This is a genomic window from Tractidigestivibacter sp. (assembly GCF_050946515.1).
In the GTDB taxonomy this organism is placed as follows: domain Bacteria; phylum Actinomycetota; class Coriobacteriia; order Coriobacteriales; family Atopobiaceae; genus Tractidigestivibacter.
Map to the genome: position 1 here is coordinate 278,579 of NZ_JBMNUX010000001.1, position 20,515 is coordinate 299,093.

Here is a 20,515-nt window from a genome sequence, read left to right on the forward strand (position 1 = left end):
AGGATTGATCATGAAGCGCCTTGATTTGGACGACGACATCTTCAGCCATGCCGTGCCCGTCATCTACGTCATCTCGGATGCTCGTGGCGAGACGGCTAAGGCAGTGGTTGAAGCGGCGGCGGCTCAGTTTGGCGACGGCTCGGTAGACATTGTCCGGATCTCAAATGTGAACTCCGTCGACCAGGTTCGCGATTACTTTGACAAGAACTTCGACTCCGAGCGTCCTTGCGCCGTGTTCCACACCTTCGCAAACGGACAGCTCCGTCGCGAGATTCGCCGCGAGCTGGATCGCAGGGGCATTCCATCGATTGACCTTCTTGGACCTGCGGTCACCGTCATCTCTACGCTCACCGGAGAGGAGCCGAGCCACGCAATCGGCGCCGTCTACGCTTCGAAGAACGAAGAACAGGACAAGTAAGTGTCGCCAACAGGGGCCGGGCGCAAGTCCGGCCCCTTATTCGTAGCAAATTCGGTGAATATTGTTTGAGACTTGCCATGCGTGATTAGCTTTTTTATTTAGGGGAAGTCTTGACGTCAGACTGTTAGAATTACTGCGTGCTGCGGATGCCCGCAACAGTTTGTGTAAGTGCGCGCTGAAAGGCGCGTTTGGTTCGAATAAGGGTAGGAGTGAAATGGCTGAGAAGCATGTTTACCGTTTCGGCATGGACGAAAACGGCAACAACGTGACCGAAGTCGCCGGCAAGACCGTCGACGAGGCCAAGTGGATCACCGGCGGCAAGGGTGCAAACCTTGCTGAGATGGCTAACATCGGCCTCCCGGTTCCTCCGGGATTCTCGATTACGTGCCAGACCTGCGTTGCGTACTCCAGCGCCGGCAATGTCTGGCCCGAGGGCGTACTTGACGAGATCGACGTCTACCGCAAGGACCTCGAGAAGCGCATGGGCAAGAAGCTCGGCGACAAGGACGACCCGCTGCTGGTCTCCGTCCGTTCCGGCGCTCCGTTCTCCATGCCTGGCATGATGGACACGGTCCTCAACCTTGGCCTTAACGACGATTCCGTCCTGGGTCTTATCAAGAAGACCAACAACGAGCGCTTCGGTTGGGACTCCTACCGCCGCTTCGTCCAGATGTTCTCCGACGTCGTCATGGGCGTCGACGGCCAGCTCTTCGAGGATGCCATCAACGCCAAGAAGGCCGAGAAGGGGGTCAAGCTCGATACCGAGCTCGATGCCGCTGACCTCAAGGACCTCGTGAAGACCTTCAAGCAGATCTTCACCGACAACGTCGACCCCGAGAAGTACCCCGAGGTCGTCGAGAATGGCAAGGCCGTCTTCCCGTCCGATCCTTACCTGCAGCTCCGCCTTGCTGAGCAGGCAGTCTTTGGCTCCTGGAACACCCCGCGCGCCATCCTCTACCGCAAGCAGAACAAGATCCCCGATGACCTCGGCACCGCTGTCAACGTTCAGGTCATGGTCTTCGGCAACATGGGCGACACCTCTGCAACCGGCGTTGCCTTCACGCGCAACCCCGCAGACGGCACCAACGAGCGCTACGGCGACTTTTTGGTCAACGCTCAGGGCGAGGACGTCGTCGCTGGCATCCGCAACACCCAGCCCATCGCCGACCTCCCGAAGACCCCCGGCCTCGAGCAGGCTGGCAAGGACCTCTATCATGTCTTCGAGATCCTCGAGGATCACTACGCTGACATGATGGACCTCGAGTTCACCATCCAGGAGGGCAAGCTCTGGATGCTGCAGACCCGCGTTGGCAAGCGCACCGCGCTCTCGGCGCTCAAGGTCGCCATCGACATGTACAACGAGGGCCGCATCTCCAAGGAAGAGGCCGTCATGCGCGTCGCCCCGGAGCAGCTTGACCAGCTCCTGCACCCGCAGTTCGACCCCTCCGCCAAGTACGAGGTTCTCGCCAAGGGCCTGAACGCCTCTCCTGGCGCTGCAACCGGTGCCGTCGTCTTCTCCTCCGAGGACGCCGAGAAGTTCGCCAAGGACGGCAAGCCCTGCATCCTCGTTCGCTGGGAGACCACTCCTGACGACCTCAAGGGCATGGTTGCCGCTGAGGGCATCCTTACCTCCCACGGCGGCAAGACGTCCCACGCGGCCGTCATCGCCCGTGGCATGGGCGCACCCTGCGTCTGCGGCGTTGAGGCCCTCCAGATCGACGCCCCCAACAAGGTCTGCAAGGTAGCCGGCACCGACGTCGAGCTCCACGAGGGCGACGTCGTCTCCATCGACGGCACCACTGGCGATGTCATCCTGGGCGAGGTGCCCCTGGTTCGCCCGCAGCTTGGCGGCGACCTCGAGACCATCCTCGACTGGGCAGACGAGGTTCGTCTGAACCCCGAGCGCGGTCGCGTCATGGGCGTTCGCGCCAACGCTGATAACCCTGCCGACGCCCAGCTCTCTGCTGACAACGGCGCCGAGGGCATCGGCCTCGACCGTACCGAGCACATGTTCCTGGGCGACCGCAAGCAGCTCATCCAGAGCTTCATCCTTGCTGATGACGAGGCCACCAAGCAGGAGGCCCTCGAGAAGCTTGGCGCTGCCCAGAAGGGCGACTTCCTTGGCATGTTCAAGGCTATGGACGGCAAGACCGTCATCGTCCGTCTTCTCGATCCTCCTCTGCACGAGTTCCTCGACAACCCGCGCGCCCTCGACGTCGAGATCGCGAAGGACGAGGCCGCTGGCAAGGACGTCACCGCAAAGCGCGCTCTCATGGACAAGCTGGACTCCTTCCAGGAGGCCAACCCGATGCTCGGCCTTCGTGGCTGCCGTCTGGGCCTTGTCTACCCTGAGCTCAACGTCATGCAGGTTCGTGCCATCGCGGGCGCTACCGCAGAGCTCAAGAAGCAGGGCTTCAACCCCAAGCCCGAGATCATGGTCCCGCTCGTAGCCTTCGAGGCCGAGATCGAGCAGGTTCGCGCCATCATCGAGGAGAATGTCAAGGCCGTCGCCGAGGAGACCGGCGTTGAGCTCGACATCCCCGTCGGCACCATGATCGAGCTGCCTCGCGCTGCCATCATGAGCGAGGACATCGCCAAGCACGCCGACTTCTTCTCCTTCGGCACCAACGACCTGACCCAGACCTGCCTCGGCTTCTCCCGCGACGACGTCGAGTCTGCGTTCATGCCGCTCTACCTCGAGAAGAAGATCGTCAAGACCAACCCGTTCGCCACTCTTGACGAGGGCGTTGCCAAGCTGGTTGACATGGGCGTCAAGGGCGGACACAAGGGCAACCCGGACATCGTCTGCGGCGTCTGCGGCGAGACCGGTGGCGACCCCGAGTCCATCCACATGTACTACGACCTCGGTCTTGACTACGTCTCCTGCTCGCCGTACCGCGTGCCCATCGCACGCCTTGCTGCGGCTCAGGCGAAGATCGAGTCCAATGGCGGCGCTCAGAAGGTTGCCAAGTAAGTAGCCATCTGGCGTAGCTTTCGCACTGACAGGCGGCTTGGTTGCCGGGTTCACCGGCGCCAGGCCGCCTTTTTCATGGCGCACGACAGCGGCGAGGTCACCATTGTGGGTCCTAAGGCCTCTCTGCCGTGTGTGCCCTTGCCGCATCTGCTAGTATCGGCAGCGTACGCGCACGTAGAAGGGGTGATTGCCCATGAAGATGCTTCTACGAGAAGATCAGATCGAACGCGAGCATCGTACGCTCTGCGAGCTCGCCTGCCAGAGCTCTGACACGCTCGGCCGCGCAAGGCCGGAGGAAGAGGACTCGCTTCGTCCCTGCTTCGAGCGAGACCGCGACCGAATCCTTCACTGCAAGAGCTTCCGCCGGCTGGCGAACAAGACCCAGGTGTTTCTCGCACCAGAGGGAGACCACTATAGGACGCGCCTCACTCATACGCTTGAGGTTGCCCAGATTGCCCGCACCGTCGCTCGCGCGCTTTCCCTGAACGAAGACCTGACCGAGGCCATCGCGCTTGGCCACGACCTGGGGCACACGCCCTTTGGGCACTGCGGAGAGCGCGCCCTTTCGTCTGCCATCGCGCGCTATCGCGGCATTGACGCCACGTCTGACGAGGGGAGGCGACTTTTCCGCCACAACCTCCAGAGCGTCCGCGTTGTAACCCTTCTGGAGAAGGACGGCCGCGGCCTCAACCTTTGCCAGGAGGTGCTTGACGGCATCCAATGCCACACGGGGAGCCAGCGGGCAATGACTCTCGAGGGGAGGATCGTCGCATGCGCCGATAGGATCGCCTATGTATGCCACGACATCGACGATGCCGAACGGGCCGGCCTTCTGACGGAGTCGCTTCTCCCAACCGAGCCCCGCGAAATTCTCGGAGGCAGCTCCTCCGAGCGCATCGACACCATGGTGAGAGACATTTGCGCCTGCTCGGCCGCTCATGGGGACATCGTGATGTCTGACAAGGTTTGGGGAGCGATGATGGACATGCGCCACTTCCTCTTCGAGTCGCTCTACACAAGGGGTGACGCAAAGGTTGAGGAGCCCAAGGCGAGCCGCATGATCGAGCAGCTCTTCGACTATCTCGTCTGCCATTTGGACGAAGTCCCCGACGAGTATCGGCGCCATGACAGCGACCATCCAGACATTCAGGTTGCAGACTACGTCTCTGGAATGACCGATCGCTACGCGGTGCGCGTCTTCGAGGACATCATGGTTCCAAAATCATGGAAGGGGATTGCCGGAAGCCATTCGAGCTCCTGATGAGCGCCACAGGTGGGTCCAGGGCTCGCCAAGGACAGCTTGTCTGGTATATCCTTCATAAGTTGGCTATTTTAGGAGGACGATGAATACAGGCAAGCATTCTCGGAAAAAGTCGCGGGGGACATCTGCGCCCTTGGTTATCGCCGTCATCTTCGTGTGCGCTTGCGCGCTTGTGCTCGTGCTCACGCTCAACGGAACGCTGCAGCCCATCGTTGCCCAGCTCACCGGGCAAGACTCGCAGGAATCCAGCGATCAGCAGACCCAGCAGTCTCAGGAAGAGTCGCCGGTGGAGCCCAAGCAGTTCTCCTACTACACGTGGGACGAGCTCTCGCGCATCTCGTCAGAGATCGCGGCCGCACCTGACGATGACTCTGGCAGGCAGCTTGCCGAATACTACAACCTGGTGGACGAGAACGGCGTTCCCACGGGCTCAACTCGCGAGGTCGTCCTTAGCGACAACACGCTTGCGTACGCCCGCATTGTTGGCATCCGCCATGACCAGCGCTCTGACGGCCAGGGGGTTGCGGGCATTACGCTGATGCTTTCCATGGTCTCCGAGCAGCCCATGAACCAAGAGAACAGCTCGGATGGGGGATGGGAGTCGTCTTGGCTCAGGTCTTGGCTTTCCTCTGATGGCATGTCGCTCCTTCCCGAAGATCTGCAGTCAGTCATCGTCGCTGTTGACAAAGCCACCAACAACGTTGGCGAGACGTCAGACGTCGCGTCGGTTACAACCACCTCCGACACCCTTTGGCTCTTCTCCGCAAAGGAGGTCTGCGGGCGCATCAGCTGGTTCTCAGACGAGTTCGGAACCGAAATCTCCGGCACCGCAGACTATGACGAGGTGCTCAACGCCGAGGGAAGCCAGTACGAGTACTTCTCGGCTAACGGAGTGACGCAGGACTCCTCTGGCACGGGCGTCCTGGCGTTGACGTATCGCGGGTCTGCCCGCACGTGGTGGTACCGCAGCGCCTATCCGCTTAACTACATGGAGCTCAACCCCAACGGCTACTTCTATCGTGCCAGCGAGACGGGCTATCCTTCTTCTGTGGGCACGGCGTCAGAGACGTCGGGCGTCGTGGTCGGGTTCTGCCTGTAGCCTGAGCATCTCGCTCACGTCAGGAGGCTCTTTGCGCGCGGGTCACTTATGTGTTTCTTGTACGCGCGCCATGGCTGGGCTATAATGCGTCCTTGTGTGTAAGCCTATGTGTCGTTCGCTTGGGCGTCGGCACCTCTAGAGATGAGGAAAACTATGGACTACATTCGCGCGATCGAGCGCCAGCAGATCCGTGAGGACATCCCCAGGGTTCTCGTTGGCGACAACGTCAAGGTACACTATCGCATCGTCGAGGGCGACCGCGAGCGTGAGCAGGTCTTCCAGGGAGACGTCATCCGCATGAGCGGCGCTGGCGCGCGCGAGACCTTCACCGTCCGCAAGATCAGCTTCGGCGTTGGCGTCGAGCGTACGTTCCCCCTGTACAGCCCCAAGATCGCTAAGCTCGAGGTCGTGCGCCACGGCGACGTGAATCGCGCGAAGCTCTACTACCTGCGCGACCGCGTGGGCAAGGCTGCCCGCATTCGCGAGAAGCGCAACTAGCTCTTCGTTTGGGCTTGATGAGGACCGTCCGAGAGGGCGGTCCTTTTTGTTAGATGGACTTGACATGAGGGTCTATGCTGGGGATTGTGAGGAGGAGATACGACATGGCTAACAGACCCGTGAGCGCTAGGGAGATTGCCGCAACGCTCGCAGAGGCAAACCAAAAGGAGTTCGCGGCTCTGAAGGCTCGGTATGCGGACGATCCCCGAAAGCAGGTGCAGCGCGCCCTTGCATCAGCCGAGAAGCGCCTTGCTCGAGAAGAGACCGAGCGCGAGCGCGTGCTTGGGATGTATGCGCTCATGCGCAAGATGGGCGGCGACGGAATTGTGCTGGGGGTCGACGAGGTCGGTCGCGGCGCGCTTGCCGGCCCTTTGACCGTCGCGGCCGTTGCGCTTCCCGACGACCCCGTCGTGTGGGGAGTCAATGACTCCAAGCAGCTGACTCCCGAGAGGCGCGAGTCCCTGGCAGCGCGCATCTCGGAGGTGGCCCTTGCCATTGGCATCGCCCACGTCGAGCCTGCCTCCATAGACGCCGTGGGGATGTCAGCCGCTCTTAGGATGGCCATGTCGCGCGCCATCAAGGATGCTGGCGTCGAGCCGGACTGCGTCCTCATCGATGGCAACCCCGTGCACGTTCATCCCAAGGAGAAGACGCTCGTGAAGGGCGACGCTCGCATTGCCTGCATCGCCGCTGCCTCCATCGTCGCCAAGGTCACTCGTGACGCCTTGATGGTTTCCTACGACGAGGTCTATCCTGGCTATCATCTTGCCGAATGCAAGGGCTATGGGTCAGCCGAGCACATTGCTGCCATCCGCGAGAAGGGGCTGACGCCCATCCATCGTGTGTCGTTTTGTGGAAACTTTCTCAACCAGCCAACACTTTTCTGAGGGACCCAGAAATCCTCTTCATAAATTCCTTTCATCATTTGCGTCTGTGCCAGCCGACATCCCTCTTTCCCAACATCTGCCGAAAGACTTCCGATAGGGAGCCGAAAGGCTGCCGCAAGGTTGCCGGAAGACCGCTCTGCCATCATCGCAGTCCCAGCAACTGCGACCGATGGGAGTGGCAATGGCAGAAGACAACAACGAAAGCATCCAGCAGGGCGCAACGTGTCCAGAGGCAGGCTCGGGCTACGTGTTTGGGCATAGCGGAGCCCAAGACCCCAGCCAGACGCCAATTGGGAACGCGCCCGTGGATGGCTTTGCGGCAAGCGAGGGCTTGGAAGAGGAGGGCTCTGGCCGACCCGACTTTGAGAGAGCTGGCGAACTTGGCGAAGAGGGCAACGATTGCGTTCCAAGAAAGCCGCTCTCAGAATGGACCACGCGTGAGGTTGGGGTGGAGGGCGAGCGCATAGCCGCGGAGTACCTAGCCCGCCACAACTACGAGATTCTTGACAGAAACTGGGCCTGCCCCTTTGGCGAGGCCGACATCATCGCGCGCGACACGGAAGAAGATCGCGACGGGGCCATACTCGTCGAGGTGAAGACGCGCGTGGCGCTCGGTCCCGATGCGGACGACATGCCCGAGCTAGCCGTGGATGCCTGCAAAAGGAAGCGCTACCGCAAGATTGCCCTCGCGTATCTCACCGACCACGACGAGCTGCACTTCGTTCGCTTTGACGTGATCGCGATAAACATTGTGGGAGAGCGAAACGCCAAGCTTCGCCACCTCCTTGGCGCGTATGGCTGGGAGGACTGATGGGCTCCGAGTCTGTCTCGGTGCGCACGGCGACCTTGCGTGGCATCGAGGCAATCCCGATATCTGTCGAGGTCAGCGTCTCTGGCGGCATTCCGGGGCTTTCCATCGTCGGCATGCCTGACGCCTCTGTGCTGGAAGCGCGCTCTCGTGTTCGCTGCGCCATCAAGGCCTCGGGCTACAAGATCCCGAGACTTCATGTGACAGTGAACCTCGCGCCTGCGGAAATAAGGAAGTCAGGAACCGGCTTTGACCTTCCCATTGCCGTTGCCGTCCTTGCTGCCACCAACCAGATTCCGACGGCTGACCTTGACGGCTGCGTCTTTGTGGGCGAGCTGGCTCTTGACGGGGCGGTGTGCCCCGTGAGGGGAGCCGTCGCCTACGCCAAGCTTGCAAAAGAGCAGGGTCTCTCGCTCGTGTGCTCCGAGAGAACTTGCCTTTCTGGCTCTACGGATGCAGGGGCGCTGGCGCTCTGCGCCCTCTCGAGGCTTATGGCAGGGGTGAAGACGCTGCCTGCGCTCAGGGAGGGTGCCGCCGACGAGGCGAGCATACCGGCCAGCGGCCCCGACCTTGACTTTGCCGACGTCGTCGACCAGGACTTGGCAAAGCGAGCCATGGTAATCGCCGCCGCCGGCCGGCATGGGATGCTTATGGTGGGGCCTCCGGGCTCGGGAAAGACCATGCTCGCTCGGAGGATGCCGACCATCCTGCCCCCGCTTTCCGACAAGGAGCGCTCTGAGGCGATGCTCATCCACTCGGTGGCCGGCCAGCCCATGGAGCCGCTCGAGCGAGGCGAGCGCCCGTTTCGCGCGCCCCACCATTCCATCTCCGTCGGAGGCCTCGTTGGCGGCGGCCGACCCGTGATGCCAGGGGAAGTGTCTCTCGCGCATGCCGGCGTGCTCTTTTTGGACGAGCTCCCAGAATTTGCCAGCAACGCCCTTCAGTCCTTGCGGCAGCCCCTCGAGGAGCACGAGGTGAGGATCGTCCGCGTTGACGGCGTCTACGTCTTTCCCTGCGACTTCCAGCTTGTTGCTGCAGCGAATCCCTGCCCCTGCGGGTATCTGGGGGACGATCGCCACGAGTGCACCTGCACGCCCGCGCGCATAGCCTCCTACCAGGCTCGCATAGGAGGGCCTCTCATGGACAGGATTGACGTTGTGGTAGACGTCCAACGCCCGCAGACAACCGATGTGATTCGTGGCAGCTCTGGCCTCTCTACCCAAGAGATGCGCTCTCAGGTCATGGGGGCACGCGACTTCTCCCAATGGCGAGAAGCGCGCAGGGGCGGCGAGCGCGACCAGTCTGGAGTCGCGGCAATGGGCTTTCAGGACAGCGCTCGAGCCTACTTTGAGAGCTCGGCGGATCGCTTGGGGCTCGGCGGGCGCGCCATAACGAGGGTCTCCCGCGTTGCGCGAACCATCGCGGACGTCGATCAGCGCGAGGAGGTCACGCGAGACGACGTGGCCGAGGCTTTGCAATACCGTTCGAGGAAACTTCGATGAGCGGGCAACAGAGCCGCTGGGAGATGCGGCAGGGCAGCTCGAAGTATCCATCTCAGCTGTCTGATTTGGAGGGGGAGGCACCGCCGGTCATCTACGGCATAGGGGACCCCGACGTTCTCTCGCGCCCAATGATGTCTATCGTGGGGGCGAGAAGGGCAACGCCGTACGGCCTTGCCGTCGCCGAGATGGCAGGACGCGTTGCTGCCGAGTGCGGAATAGTGGTTGTGTCTGGCGGCGCCTTGGGCTGCGACCACGCGGCAAGCGCCGCGGCGCTCGATTACGGAGGGAAGACGGTGGTGATTCCTGGATGCGGCGCAGACGTCGTATACCCAAGAAGCTCGAAGGACGTCTTCGACCGGGCAGAGTCGGGCGGGGGCGCAGTCATTTCCATAGAGCCATGGGGCACAACGCCCCGGCGCTTTGCCTTCCCAAGGAGAAACGCCATCATTGCCGCGCTCTCCAAATGCCTCTTCGTGACCGAGGCGGGAAACAGGTCGGGAACCATGAGCACCGCAGACGTTGCCGTAAGGCTGGGGCGCACGGTCTTCGCGATACCAGGCTCGATCTTCTCTCCGCTCTCGGCGGGCACCAACAAGCTCATCTCAGAGGGAGCGCAGATGATCTGCGACGAGCAGGCGCTTGAGACGGCAATCTCCTTGGAGTACGACAGGCTGCGGCTGGTTCCTGACGGGGCTCCCGGCAGGCCTCAGGGACGGCTCCTCTCGGCGCTCGTGGCGTCGCCATCCAGGCCGCAAGAGCTCGCGGAGCGCCTGAACGAGGACGTGCTCGACATACTGCGCTCGCTTTCCGACTACGAGGCTGGAGGTCTTGTGACGAAGCTTCCCGACGGTCGGTATGCTCCCTCCAAGAGCTACTACCTCGGAAACAAAGGGTAAGATGTGTTGGACTGAAGGCGAAGCTGTTGGCAGGGAGCGCGCATGGAGACAGTAGAGGTTGTAGGCGGAGGGCTTGCGGGGAGCGAATGTGCGCTGCAGCTCGCGGCGCGTGGGGTGCCCGTGCGCCTGTACGAGCAGCGGCCGACGCACAAGTCTCCCGCGCACTCCACCGACCGCTTCGCCGAGCTCGTCTGCTCAAATTCTCTTAAGTCTACCAAGGACGACACCGCTCCGGGCGTCCTCAAGCATGAGCTTGACGCCATGGGCTGCAAGCTTCTTGGGATTGCGCGCCAGTGCTCGGTCCCCGCCGGCGGGGCGCTCGCGGTCGACCGCGAGCTCTTCTCGGCTGCGGTTACCGGCGCCATTGAGGCGGCCCCGCTCATCGAGGTGGTGCGCCAGGAGGTCACGAAGATTCCCCAGGGCCCCGCCGTCATTGCGGCCGGTCCCTTGTGCTCGGAAGCGCTCTTCTCGGCAATCGGGGATGCAGTCGGGTCTGAGTCGCTGTCGTTCTATGATGCCGCCGCTCCAATAGTTTCTGCGGAGAGCATCGACAGGACGGTCGCCTTCGAGCAGTCCCGCTACGGCGAGAGCGGGGGAGGCGACTACCTCAACTGCCCCATGGACAAGGAGCACTACGACGCCTTCGTCGACGCGCTTCTCTCGGCCGAGCGCGTGATAGCGCGAGACTTCGAGCAGAGGGACCTCTTCAGCGCTTGCCAGCCCGTCGAGGAGGTGCCGCGCAAGCGCCGCGAGTCCCTGCTCTTTGGAGCCCTGAAGCCCGTCGGCCTCGAGGACCCCCGCACTGGCAAGCGCCCGTGGGCAGTCGTGCAGCTGCGCGCCGAGAACAGCGCGCGCACGGCGTACAACCTCGTGGGCTTCCAGACGAACCTCACCTGGCCCGAGCAGCGTCGCGTCTTCCGCATGATCCCCGGGCTCGAGAATGCCGAGTTCCTGCGCTATGGCGTCATGCACCGCAACTCCTTCGTCGACTCTCCGCACGTTCTCGACCGCACGTTCAAGATCCCTGGGACCCGCTGCCGCCTCGCAGGGCAGATCACGGGCACCGAGGGGTACGTCGAGGCAATCGCGTCGGGACTCCTCGCTGCCGTGAACACCTATGCGGACCTCATGGGAGTCGAGTGCGCGTCGCTTCCCCAAACTGGCGCCCTAGGCTCTCTTGTTGCCTACGCGACAGACCCCATGACCAAGGGCTACCAGCCCATGCACGTGAACTTTGGTCTCTTGCCGCCGCTGCCCGACGCGCCAAGAAAGAAGGACCTCAGGAGAAGGAAGCTCGCCGCTCGCGCCGTCGAAGACACCCGCTCCTACGTGGAGTCGCGGCCAGACCTCTTCCCAAAATTGACTGAGAGCCCGTCGTGAGCAGCGTGGAGAGCTTCGAGAGGCTCTGCGAGCGCTTCCTCGACTACCTCAGGCATGCCCGGCGGCTCTCTGACAACACCGTCCGCGCGTACAAGGCGGACCTCAAGTCGTTCTCCGACTGGGCAAGGCGGCGCGGAGTAGACCCGCTGAAGGCGACGCATCGCCAGCTGAGGGGATATCTTGCAGAGCTTGGGCGCGCCGGATACACGGTGAGAACCCAAGACCGTCGTCTTTCCGCCGTGAGGGACCTATACCGCTGGCTCAACCGAGAAGGCGTGATCAAGGAAGACCCCGCGGCGGCGCTTGCGATGCCAAAGGGAGACAAGCGCCTTCCTAAGACCATGAGCGACAAGGACGTCCAGTCGCTTCTCGCCACCTGCGACGCCTCGACGCCAGAGGGTCTTCGCGACAGGGCCTTTCTCGAGCTTCTCTATGCCTCAGGGGCAAGAATCTCCGAGGTGTCGGCGCTTGACGTCTCTGACGTGAACCTGACGACGAAGCAGGCGCGCCTTTTTGGCAAGGGCTCCAAGGAACGCATCGTGCCCCTATATGACGTCGCGCTCAAGTGGCTCTCGCGCTATCTGGACGAGGCGCGCCCCAAGCTTCTTGCCATGGGCAAAGGCAGCGGCAGGGGAGACCCCGCCCATGCCCTTTTTGTCTCCACTCGCGGAAACAGGATGAGCGCCGACGCCCTGCGGCGCGTCTTCGAGCGCCACGTGGCGCTCGCGGGGCTTGACCCCACCCTGACGCCCCACGCCATGCGCCACACCTATGCCACCGAGCTCGTCTCTGGGGGCGCAGACCTCAGGAGCGTGCAGGAGCTCCTGGGTCACGCGAGCCTCTCTACGACACAGGTCTACACGCACGTATCGGTCGAGAGGCTCAAAGAGGCGTCGCGCCAGGCTCATCCGCGCTCGGGAAGCCAGTCATGAGGTCAGGCCTCGCCGCAATCCCCACAAGTGCTCCACACCCGCCATTTCCTCTGCAAACAGGGGGAGTTTGCTGCTATACTTTCCAACTGCTGTGCATATGCCAGCAAGCCACGCGCCAGCGTGGCCCCATCACACACGCGTGACTACCAGCCAACCGTGGTGCCCAAGGCTCCTAAGCCAGGTCTTGGGTGGTCTGGCTGGGTCGACATCACGCGGAGGACCAACCAAACGGAGGTAACCATGGCTGCAAAGATCACTATCCAGACCCTTCTTGACGCAGGCTGCCACTACGGCCACCAGACCCGTCGCTGGAACCCCAAGATGAAGCCCTACATCTTCGGCGAGCGCAACGGCATCTACATCCTCGACCTCAAGCAGACCATCCTCGACGCCGACAAGGCCTACACCTTCCTCAAGGACACCGCTGCGAAGGGCGGGAAGGTCCTGTTCGTTGGCACCAAGAAGCAGGCTCAGGAGCCCATCCAGCAGCAGGCCGAGCGCTGCAACATGCCCTACATCAACCAGCGCTGGCTCGGCGGCATGCTCACCAACTTCGTGACCATGCGCTCGCGCATCACCCGCATGGAGGAGCTCGAGGCCATGGTGGAGGACGGCCGCATGGCCACGCTTCCCAAGAAGGAGCAGGCGCTTCTCTCCAAGGAGCTCGACAAGCTGCAGAAGAACCTCGGCGGCGTCCGCGACATGACCAGCCTGCCGCAGGCCATCTTCGTCGTCGACACCAAGCGCGAGGAGATCGCCGTTCGTGAGGCCAACCGCCTCCACATCCCCGTCGTCGGCCTTCTGGACACCAACTCCGACCCCGACGTCATCGACTACGGCGTCCCTGCCAACGACGACGCCATCCGCTCCGTTTCCCTCATGTGCGAGCTCGCGGCCGACGCCATCCTGGCCGGCACCGGCGAGACGCAGATCACCGCTGAGGAGATGAAGTCCGGCGTCGAGCAGGCTCCCGTCGCCACCGACGACGCCGCCAAGGCTCCTGCTGCCGAGGAGAAGGCTCCTTCCGCGGAGTAGCAAGCAATGCTCGCGCGATATACGCGCGTGCCTCACTTTCTGACTGACACTGACTTCCAATAAGGAGGAAGACATGGCAAAGATTTCTGCCGCCCTGGTCAAGCAGCTCCGCGAGATGACCGACTCCCCAATGATGGAGTGCAAAAAGGCCCTCGTCGAGGCTGACGGCGACATCGACAAGGCTGTCGACGTCCTTCGCAAGATGGGTCTTGCAAAGGCCGTCAAGCGCGCTGGCCGCGAGACCAACGAGGGCACCATCGGCGTCTGGGTTTCCGACGACACCAAGCTCGGCGCCATGGTCGAGCTCACCTGCGAGACCGACTTCGTCGGCACCAACGCCAAGTTCAAGGCATTCGCCCTCGACCTTGCCAAGGTCGTTGCCGAGAACGACCCCGCTGACCTTGACGCCTTCAAGGCCTGCCCCATGGGTCAGGGCACCGTCGAGTCCGAGCTCACCGAGATTATCCACGTCATCGGCGAGAACATGAAGATCAACCGCTTCGTCCGCGTCACCGCGGACAATGGCGCCCTTGGCACCTACACGCACCACGACGGCAAGCACGCCGACATCGTGACCTTCTCCTTCTCCAAGCCCGAGACCGCGAGCGCCGACGCCTTCAAGACCTACGCTCACGACGTCGCCATGCAGGTCATCGCCTCCAATCCCGTCTCCGCCGTCCGCGAGGATGTCCCCGCTGACGTCGTCGAGCACGAGAAGGGCATCTACAAGGCCCAGGCCGCCGAGTCCGGCAAGCCCGAGGCAATCCAGGAGAAGATCGCCATGGGCAAGCTCGAGAAGTTCTACAAGGAGAACGTCCTTACCGAGCAGGTCTTCGTCAAGGATTCCGACAAGACCATCGACTCGCTGACCAAGGAGGTCTCCAAGGAGGTGGGCGACGACATCAAGGTCGTGACGTTCGCCCGCTTCAACTTCGGCGAGTAACGCCGCAGCGCGCACGACTCGAGAGGCAGACTCCAGACGCTGGGGCCTGCCTCTTTTTTTTGAAGCTCTTTGCCAGCTTCGGCGCCATCTTTGGGACCTCCTCTCCTCGTTTCCGCGCGCCAGGCGGACGCTGAGATGCGCCGTCTTCAGAAACTTGCAACGCTTATATGCAAAGCTTGGGCACTCGCCTAAGCCTTCGCTGGCTAGGCCGCTTGCTCTGATAGAATCTTCAAGGCAAGCTGGGTCCCTAAGGCCCAGCACGTGACCTAAGGAGGCTGTCTTGTCCGACTACAGGTACAAGCGTGTTCTATTGAAGCTCTCTGGCGAGGCCCTCATGGGCAGCCAGGAGTTTGGCATTGACCCGGCCGTCCCTCAGCACCTCGCTGACGAGATCAAGCCCGTCTGGGCCGATGGCGTGCAGATTGCCGTCGTCGTTGGCGGAGGAAACATCTTTCGTGGCGTGGAGGGCGCAGCGGCTGGCATGGACCGCGCCCAGGGGGACAACATGGGCATGCTCGCCACGGTCATCAATTCGCTTTCCCTGCAGGACACCTTTGAGAAGAACGGCATGGACTGCCGCGTCATGAGCGCAATAGAGATGCATCAGGTCTGCGAGACCTACATTCGCCGTCGCGCCATCCGCCACCTCGAGAAGGGCCGCATCACCATCTTTGCCGCAGGCACCGGCAATCCCTACTTCACCACCGACACAGCGGCCGCCCTTCGCGCCTGCGAGATTGGCGCCGAGGTCCTCATGAAGGCCACCAAGGTCGACGGCATCTACGACGCCGACCCCGTCACGCATCCCGAAGCCACCAAGTTCGATACCATTACCTATAGAGAGGTCCTCTCCCGTGACCTCAAGGTCATGGATGCAACCGCCACGGCGCTCTGCCATGACAACAAGATGCCGATCATGGTCTTTGACATGGGCCAGGAGGGCGTCTTCAAGCGGGCAATCATGGGAGAGGCAGTGGGCACCACTGTTGTCGAGGAGGACTGCTAGCTATGAGCAAGTACACCGATACCGCAAAGAAGCACATGGAGGGTTGCATCAAGAACCTGCAATCCAACTTCACCCGCGTGCGTACCGGCCGCGCGAATCCGCACATTCTGGACGACATCAAGGTTGACTACTACGGCCAGCCGACGCCCATCACGCAGCTGGCAGGCGTGAAGCTCCCCGAGGCGTCGATGATGGTCATCGAGCCGTGGGACAAGTCGGCCCTCAAGAGCATCGAGAAGGCCATCGAGGCGTCTGACCTTGGCATCACCCCGTCCAACGACGGCGTCTCAATCCGGCTTCCGTTCCCCAAGCCCACCGAGGAGCGCCGCAAGGAGCTCGCTCGAGAGTGCAAGGACATCGCCGAGGAGGCTCGCGTCTCCATCAGGAACGTCCGCCGCGACGTCAACGGCAAGATCGAGCGTGACGAGGAGCTCTCCGAGGACCAGGTCACGCGCGAGAAGAAGGAAGTCCAGAAGCTCACCGACGCCTACATCAAGAAGGTCGACGAGCTGCTCAAGACCAAGACCGCAGAGATCATGGAGATCTAGTTGCACTTCGACGAAGACAAGCTCAAGCAATACTACGAGAACCCTCCCGAGGACATCAGCCTCGACGACGTCGACATGGCTCGCATCCCTCGCCACGTGTCCATCATCATGGACGGCAACGGCCGCTGGGCAAAGGCGCGCGGCCTCGACCGCTCAGAGGGGCACGTGGCGGGAGTCTCGTCGCTGAGAGAGGCCGTGACCACGAGCGTGCGCCTGGGCGTCGACGTGTTCTCGGTCTATGCGTTCTCGACTGAGAACTGGAAGCGACCCCAGCACGAGGTGGACCTCCTGATGCACCTCTTTGCGACCACGCTCCTGAAGGAGCTGCCGCTCTTCTTCCAGGAGAACGTGAGGCTTCGCTTCTTTGGCGACATCGAGGCCCTCCCTGAAGAGACCCGCAAGGTCTTCGAAGAGGGCCTCGAGAAGACCGCCGGCAACACGGGCATGACGTTCGCGCTGGCGGTGAACTACGGCGCCAGGGCGGAGCTCGTCCGCGCTTCTCGGCTCATTGCCAGCGAGGTCGCCGCGGGGACGCTCTCCCTCGACGACGTGGACGAAGACGCCATCTCGTCTCGCCTCTACACGGCGGGACTCCCTGACCCCGACCTGGTCATCCGCACCTCGGGCGAGATGCGCCTCTCCAACTACCTGCTCTGGCAGATCGCTTACTCCGAGTTCTACGTGACATCGGTCCTGTGGCCCGACTTCTCGCGCTGGGACTACCTGCGCGCCGTGAAGTCGTGGCAGGGGCGTCACCGTCGCTATGGCGGAGTAGAGGCGGCATCGTGAGCTCCGCTTCCAAGCGCGATGCCAACAAGGCGACAAGCGAGGACCGCGAGAGCATCGGCATAGACCGTCACATCGACAACCTCGAGAACAGGCGAGAGGCCAAGGAGGAGGCCCGCTCTGCCGGCCGCCTGAAGGGGCAGTTGGCTCGAGGATGGACGGAGAAGTTCCTGACGCGCACCACGTCCGGGGCGATTTACGCGATTCTCGTTCTTGTGTGCCTGTACCTGAGCCCCCAGACGACCGCCCTGCTGATGGCGGCCATGGGATGGCTCTGCTGCTCAGAGTTCTTCCGCATTGCGCGCATGGGCGGCCGCATGCCCAACGAGGTCGTCGGCCTTACCGCCGCGGTCCTCTTTCCTCTGGCCGGCTACTTCCATGGGCAGTCCGCGCTCATCATCGTGGTGTTCGCGCTGCTCGTCGCCTGTGCCTGCTGGTACGTGTCGACCCCGCGGGCAAACATCGGCGACGTCGCCATTACCGCGTTCGGGCCGATGTACACCTCGCTTCCGTTCTCCAGCCTCGTGCTCATACGCCTTGTTGACCCCGGCATTGAAGGCGCCACGCTCACCTTTGGCATCATGGCATCGGTCTGGATCAACGACGCCTTTGCCTATGCCGTTGGGTCTCGCTTTGGCGTCCACAAGCTGGCCCCGCGCATCTCTCCACACAAGAGCTGGGAGGGCTTCTACGGCGGCATGGTGGGCTCTGTCCTCGTGTGGGTCATTATGGCTGCGATTGGGGTCGCCCAGATAGACTACCTGCTCGCAGTCATCTGCGGCCTTCTTGTTGGCTTTGCTGGCGTCGTTGGCGACCTCTTCGAGTCTCGCCTGAAGCGTGGCGTCGGGGTCAAGGACTCCGGAAACCTCATGCCCGGCCATGGAGGTCTTCTCGATCGGTCTGACTCGCTTCTTTTTGGCAGCATGACCGCTTATTTCTTGCTTCTGCTTGGGGGAATCCTATGAGTTTGTTTGCGTATGCCCGACCCGCGGTGCGTCGCCCGTCTCCGCTTCGCGTTGCGGTTCTCGGCTGCACCGGGTCTGTGGGCTCGCAGACGCTTGATGTCTGCAAGCTGCACTCCGACAAGGTTCGCGTAGTCGCGCTCTCTGCCAACACCTCGTGCTCGGCTCTCGTCTCCTACGCGCGTCAGTTCCATGTGCGTCATGTCGCCATGGCCGACGAGGCCATGCGCCATGACCCTGCCTTCGACCTGCTCCCTCGTGGCTGCGAGCTCGATTTCGGCGCCGACGCCGTCACGCAGCTTGCGTCGCTTCCCGACGTCGACTGCGTGGTTAATGCGGTCGTGGGGGAGGCCGGCGTAAGCGCGGGCTACGAGGCCCTCAAGGCGGGAAAGATCGTCGCCTATGCCAACAAGGAGTCAATCGTCACGGCGGGCGACCTTCTCATGCCGCTCGTTCGTCCCGGCATGCTGATTCCTGTCGACTCAGAGCACAGCGCCATCTACCAGTGCATCGTCGGCGAAGACCCTCGCGACATCGCGCGCATCTGGCTCACCTGCTCGGGAGGACCCTTCTATGGCATGACGCGAGAAGAGCTCGCCTCCGTCACGGTCGACGACGCGATGGCGCACCCCACTTGGGCCATGGGAGACAAGATCACCATCGACTCGGCAACGCTCATGAACAAGGGGCTTGAGGTGATCGAGGCGCACCACCTGTTCAGCGTCCCCATCGACGACATCTGCGTGCTCGTTCAGCGCCAGAGCCGCGTCCATTCCATGGTCGAGTTCAAGGACGGCTCCGTGAAGGCGCAGCTTGGGCCCTCCGACATGCGCATTCCCATCCAGTACGCCCTGAGCTACCCCGAGCGCTGGGAAGGCCCCGCCGAGCGAATCGACTGGCGCCGCGAGAGCCCCGTCACCTTTGGCGAGGCCGACGAGGACACCTTTGGCTGCCTTGCGCTGGCAAAGGAGGCCGGTCGTGTAGCCGGGACCATGCCATGCGCGCTGAATGCCGCCAACGAGGTCGCGAACGCCGCGTTCAGGTCGGGGGAGTGCTCGTTTCTGGACATTGAGCGCGTCGTCTCCAAGGTCATGGAGAGGACCAACGCGGAGCGTCTCGAAAGCTTGGACCAGCTTCATGACGTGGACGAGCGCTCTCGAGGCCTTGCACGCAAGGCGATTGCCGAGGTACGCGCCTGATGTCCGTCGTCTCCGCCATCTTCTGGGGCATCGTCGTCCTGTCGCTTCTCGTGTTCATTCACGAGGGCGGCCACTACTTGGCGTCCAGGGCTTGTGGCGTGCGCGTGACAGAGTTCTATCTGGGCATGCCCTGCCGCATCAAGTGGTTCCACAAGAGCCGTGACCACGGCACGGAGCTCGGCGTCACCCCGATTCTCTTGGGCGGCTACACTCGCATCTGCGGCATGGAGCCTCTCTCCGACGACCTTCTGGCAAGCGCGCTCATGTGTGTCCAGCGCCACGGGCGCGTCAGCGTGCATGACCTTGCAGAGGAGATCGGCTGCGACGAGGAGCGCGCGTACGGGCTTATGGCGCAGCTCACCGACTGGGCCTCCATCCGTCCGTACTACAACCCCGAGCTCGGCGAGAAGCCCGGTCAGCGCGACTGGCCCGCCGCCTTCGAGACGCTCCGTCGCGACGCGAACATGCTCACCGAGTACGACCACGGTCATGACTTCACGCTTGCCGGCACAACGGACTACGGCGCTCCCAGGGTGCCCGAGACGTCCGCTGATGACTTTCTCGCGAGCGAACGCTCCCGCACCTACCTTGGAAAGGGGTTCTGGCAGCGTCTCTTCATGCTTGCCGCCGGCCCTGTCGTCAACTTGGCGCTCGCCTTTGTGATAGTCGTGGCCTCGGTCATGGCGGTTGGCGTCACCTCCGCCACGGACCCCAACACCTTGGCTGAGGTTGAGGAGGGCTCCTATGCTGAGGCTGCCGGCCTTCAGGCGGGCGACACCATCGTGGCCATCAACGACACCCAGACGGACAGCTACACCGACATCGTCAACGCCATCAGCCCGCTTCTTGAGAGCGGAACCGACTTTCAGGTCACCTACGAGCGCGACGGGCAGCAATACGTCACGACCGTCGACCTCCCCGACGGGGAGAGCGTCGACATGCTGGGCATCGGAATCCAGCGCGAGTACTACACGATCCAGCTTGACTTCCCCCAGGCCGTCCAATACGCGCTCTCATACGGAAAGCTCGTGGCCACCTACGCGGTCCGCTTGATCATGCCGCAGTACACGATGGACACGCTCAACCAGTCCTCCTCGATCGTGGGCGTCTCAGTCATGGCCTCCGAAGCAGCGTCCATGGGCGCGCTCGAGCTTTTGCTCTTCATCGGCGCCATCTCGATGTCGCTTGGATTCATGAACCTGCTTCCGATTCCGCCCCTTGACGGAGGAAAGATTCTCATCGAGATTATCCAGCTCATTGCGAGAAGGGACCTTTCCCTTAGAGCGCAGACGATTCTGACCTATGCTGGTCTAGCGTTCTTCGTGTTCGTCTTCGTTGTCGTCCTGAAAAATGACATATCCCGTTTCGTGATTGGATAGCG

At 62.5% G+C, this 20,515-nt stretch carries 19 protein-coding genes; all 19 read left to right on the forward strand.

Going from position 1 to position 20,515, the window contains the following annotated elements; translation table 11 throughout:
- The first annotated feature begins 10 nt into the window (after positions 1-10).
- The 19 genes from ACOYJL_RS01180 (at position 11) to ACOYJL_RS01270 (ending at position 20,513) form a co-directional block, all read left to right on the forward strand.
- Entirely contained in the window at positions 11-418 is a 408-nt protein-coding gene (locus tag ACOYJL_RS01180) for a kinase/pyrophosphorylase (protein WP_433568366.1), read from the forward strand.
- Positions 419-632: 214 nt separating this feature from the next.
- Positions 633-3,392, forward strand: coding sequence for a pyruvate, phosphate dikinase (gene ppdK, locus ACOYJL_RS01185; RefSeq protein WP_433568367.1), 2,760 nt, complete (start codon positions 633-635; stop codon positions 3,390-3,392).
- A gap of 193 nt (positions 3,393-3,585) precedes the next feature.
- The gene (locus ACOYJL_RS01190) at positions 3,586-4,653 is read left to right on the forward strand and encodes a deoxyguanosinetriphosphate triphosphohydrolase (RefSeq protein WP_433568368.1); all 1,068 of its coding nucleotides are present in this window, start codon (positions 3,586-3,588) and stop codon (positions 4,651-4,653) included.
- 82 nt (positions 4,654-4,735) lie between these two features.
- Positions 4,736-5,752 (forward strand): DUF6273 domain-containing protein, encoded by a 1,017-nt coding sequence (locus ACOYJL_RS01195; protein WP_433568369.1) that lies wholly within the window; start codon positions 4,736-4,738, stop codon positions 5,750-5,752.
- A gap of 153 nt (positions 5,753-5,905) precedes the next feature.
- On the forward strand, positions 5,906-6,250 hold the full coding sequence (rplS, locus tag ACOYJL_RS01200; RefSeq protein WP_433568370.1) for a 50S ribosomal protein L19: 345 nt from the start codon (positions 5,906-5,908) through the stop codon (positions 6,248-6,250).
- A 104-nt stretch (positions 6,251-6,354) separates the two neighbouring features.
- Positions 6,355-7,137 (forward strand): ribonuclease HII, encoded by a 783-nt coding sequence (locus tag ACOYJL_RS01205; RefSeq protein ID WP_433568371.1) that lies wholly within the window; start codon positions 6,355-6,357, stop codon positions 7,135-7,137.
- Between the two features lie 181 nt (positions 7,138-7,318).
- Complete coding sequence (locus tag ACOYJL_RS01210; RefSeq protein WP_433568372.1) at positions 7,319-7,948, forward strand: YraN family protein; 630 nt, start codon at positions 7,319-7,321, stop codon at positions 7,946-7,948.
- On the forward strand, positions 7,948-9,447 hold the full coding sequence (locus ACOYJL_RS01215) for a YifB family Mg chelatase-like AAA ATPase (protein ID WP_433568373.1): 1,500 nt from the start codon (positions 7,948-7,950) through the stop codon (positions 9,445-9,447). The genes ACOYJL_RS01210 and ACOYJL_RS01215 overlap by 1 nt, the downstream gene beginning before the upstream one ends.
- Positions 9,444-10,343, forward strand: a complete 900-nt coding sequence (locus ACOYJL_RS01220) for a DNA-processing protein DprA (RefSeq protein WP_433568374.1) — start codon at positions 9,444-9,446, stop codon at positions 10,341-10,343. Before ACOYJL_RS01215 ends, ACOYJL_RS01220 begins: the two co-directional genes overlap by 4 nt.
- A 42-nt stretch (positions 10,344-10,385) precedes the next feature.
- Positions 10,386-11,723, forward strand: a complete 1,338-nt coding sequence (trmFO, locus tag ACOYJL_RS01225; protein ID WP_433568375.1) for a methylenetetrahydrofolate--tRNA-(uracil(54)-C(5))-methyltransferase (FADH(2)-oxidizing) TrmFO — start codon at positions 10,386-10,388, stop codon at positions 11,721-11,723.
- Complete coding sequence (locus ACOYJL_RS01230) at positions 11,720-12,655, forward strand: site-specific tyrosine recombinase XerD (RefSeq protein ID WP_433568376.1); 936 nt, start codon at positions 11,720-11,722, stop codon at positions 12,653-12,655. The genes trmFO and ACOYJL_RS01230 overlap by 4 nt, the downstream gene beginning before the upstream one ends.
- A gap of 240 nt (positions 12,656-12,895) precedes the next feature.
- Entirely contained in the window at positions 12,896-13,690 is a 795-nt protein-coding gene (gene rpsB, locus ACOYJL_RS01235) for a 30S ribosomal protein S2 (RefSeq protein WP_433568377.1), read from the forward strand.
- A 73-nt stretch (positions 13,691-13,763) separates the two neighbouring features.
- Complete coding sequence (gene tsf, locus ACOYJL_RS01240; protein WP_433568378.1) at positions 13,764-14,633, forward strand: translation elongation factor Ts; 870 nt, start codon at positions 13,764-13,766, stop codon at positions 14,631-14,633.
- A 280-nt stretch (positions 14,634-14,913) separates the two neighbouring features.
- Positions 14,914-15,639, forward strand: a complete 726-nt coding sequence (gene pyrH / locus ACOYJL_RS01245; RefSeq protein WP_433568379.1) for a UMP kinase — start codon at positions 14,914-14,916, stop codon at positions 15,637-15,639.
- 2 nt (positions 15,640-15,641) lie between these two features.
- Positions 15,642-16,187, forward strand: coding sequence for a ribosome recycling factor (gene frr, locus ACOYJL_RS01250; RefSeq protein ID WP_433568380.1), 546 nt, complete (start codon positions 15,642-15,644; stop codon positions 16,185-16,187).
- Positions 16,188-16,976, forward strand: a complete 789-nt coding sequence (locus ACOYJL_RS01255; protein ID WP_433568381.1) for an isoprenyl transferase — start codon at positions 16,188-16,190, stop codon at positions 16,974-16,976.
- Positions 16,973-17,938, forward strand: coding sequence for a phosphatidate cytidylyltransferase (locus ACOYJL_RS01260; RefSeq protein ID WP_433568382.1), 966 nt, complete (start codon positions 16,973-16,975; stop codon positions 17,936-17,938). The genes ACOYJL_RS01255 and ACOYJL_RS01260 overlap by 4 nt, the downstream gene beginning before the upstream one ends.
- A complete protein-coding gene (gene dxr / locus ACOYJL_RS01265; RefSeq protein WP_433568383.1) occupies positions 17,935-19,134 on the forward strand; it encodes a 1-deoxy-D-xylulose-5-phosphate reductoisomerase in 1,200 nt (399 codons plus the stop codon). Before ACOYJL_RS01260 ends, dxr begins: the two co-directional genes overlap by 4 nt.
- On the forward strand, positions 19,134-20,513 hold the full coding sequence (locus ACOYJL_RS01270) for a M50 family metallopeptidase (protein ID WP_433568384.1): 1,380 nt from the start codon (positions 19,134-19,136) through the stop codon (positions 20,511-20,513). Before dxr ends, ACOYJL_RS01270 begins: the two co-directional genes overlap by 1 nt.
- Positions 20,514-20,515 lie beyond the last annotated feature (2 nt).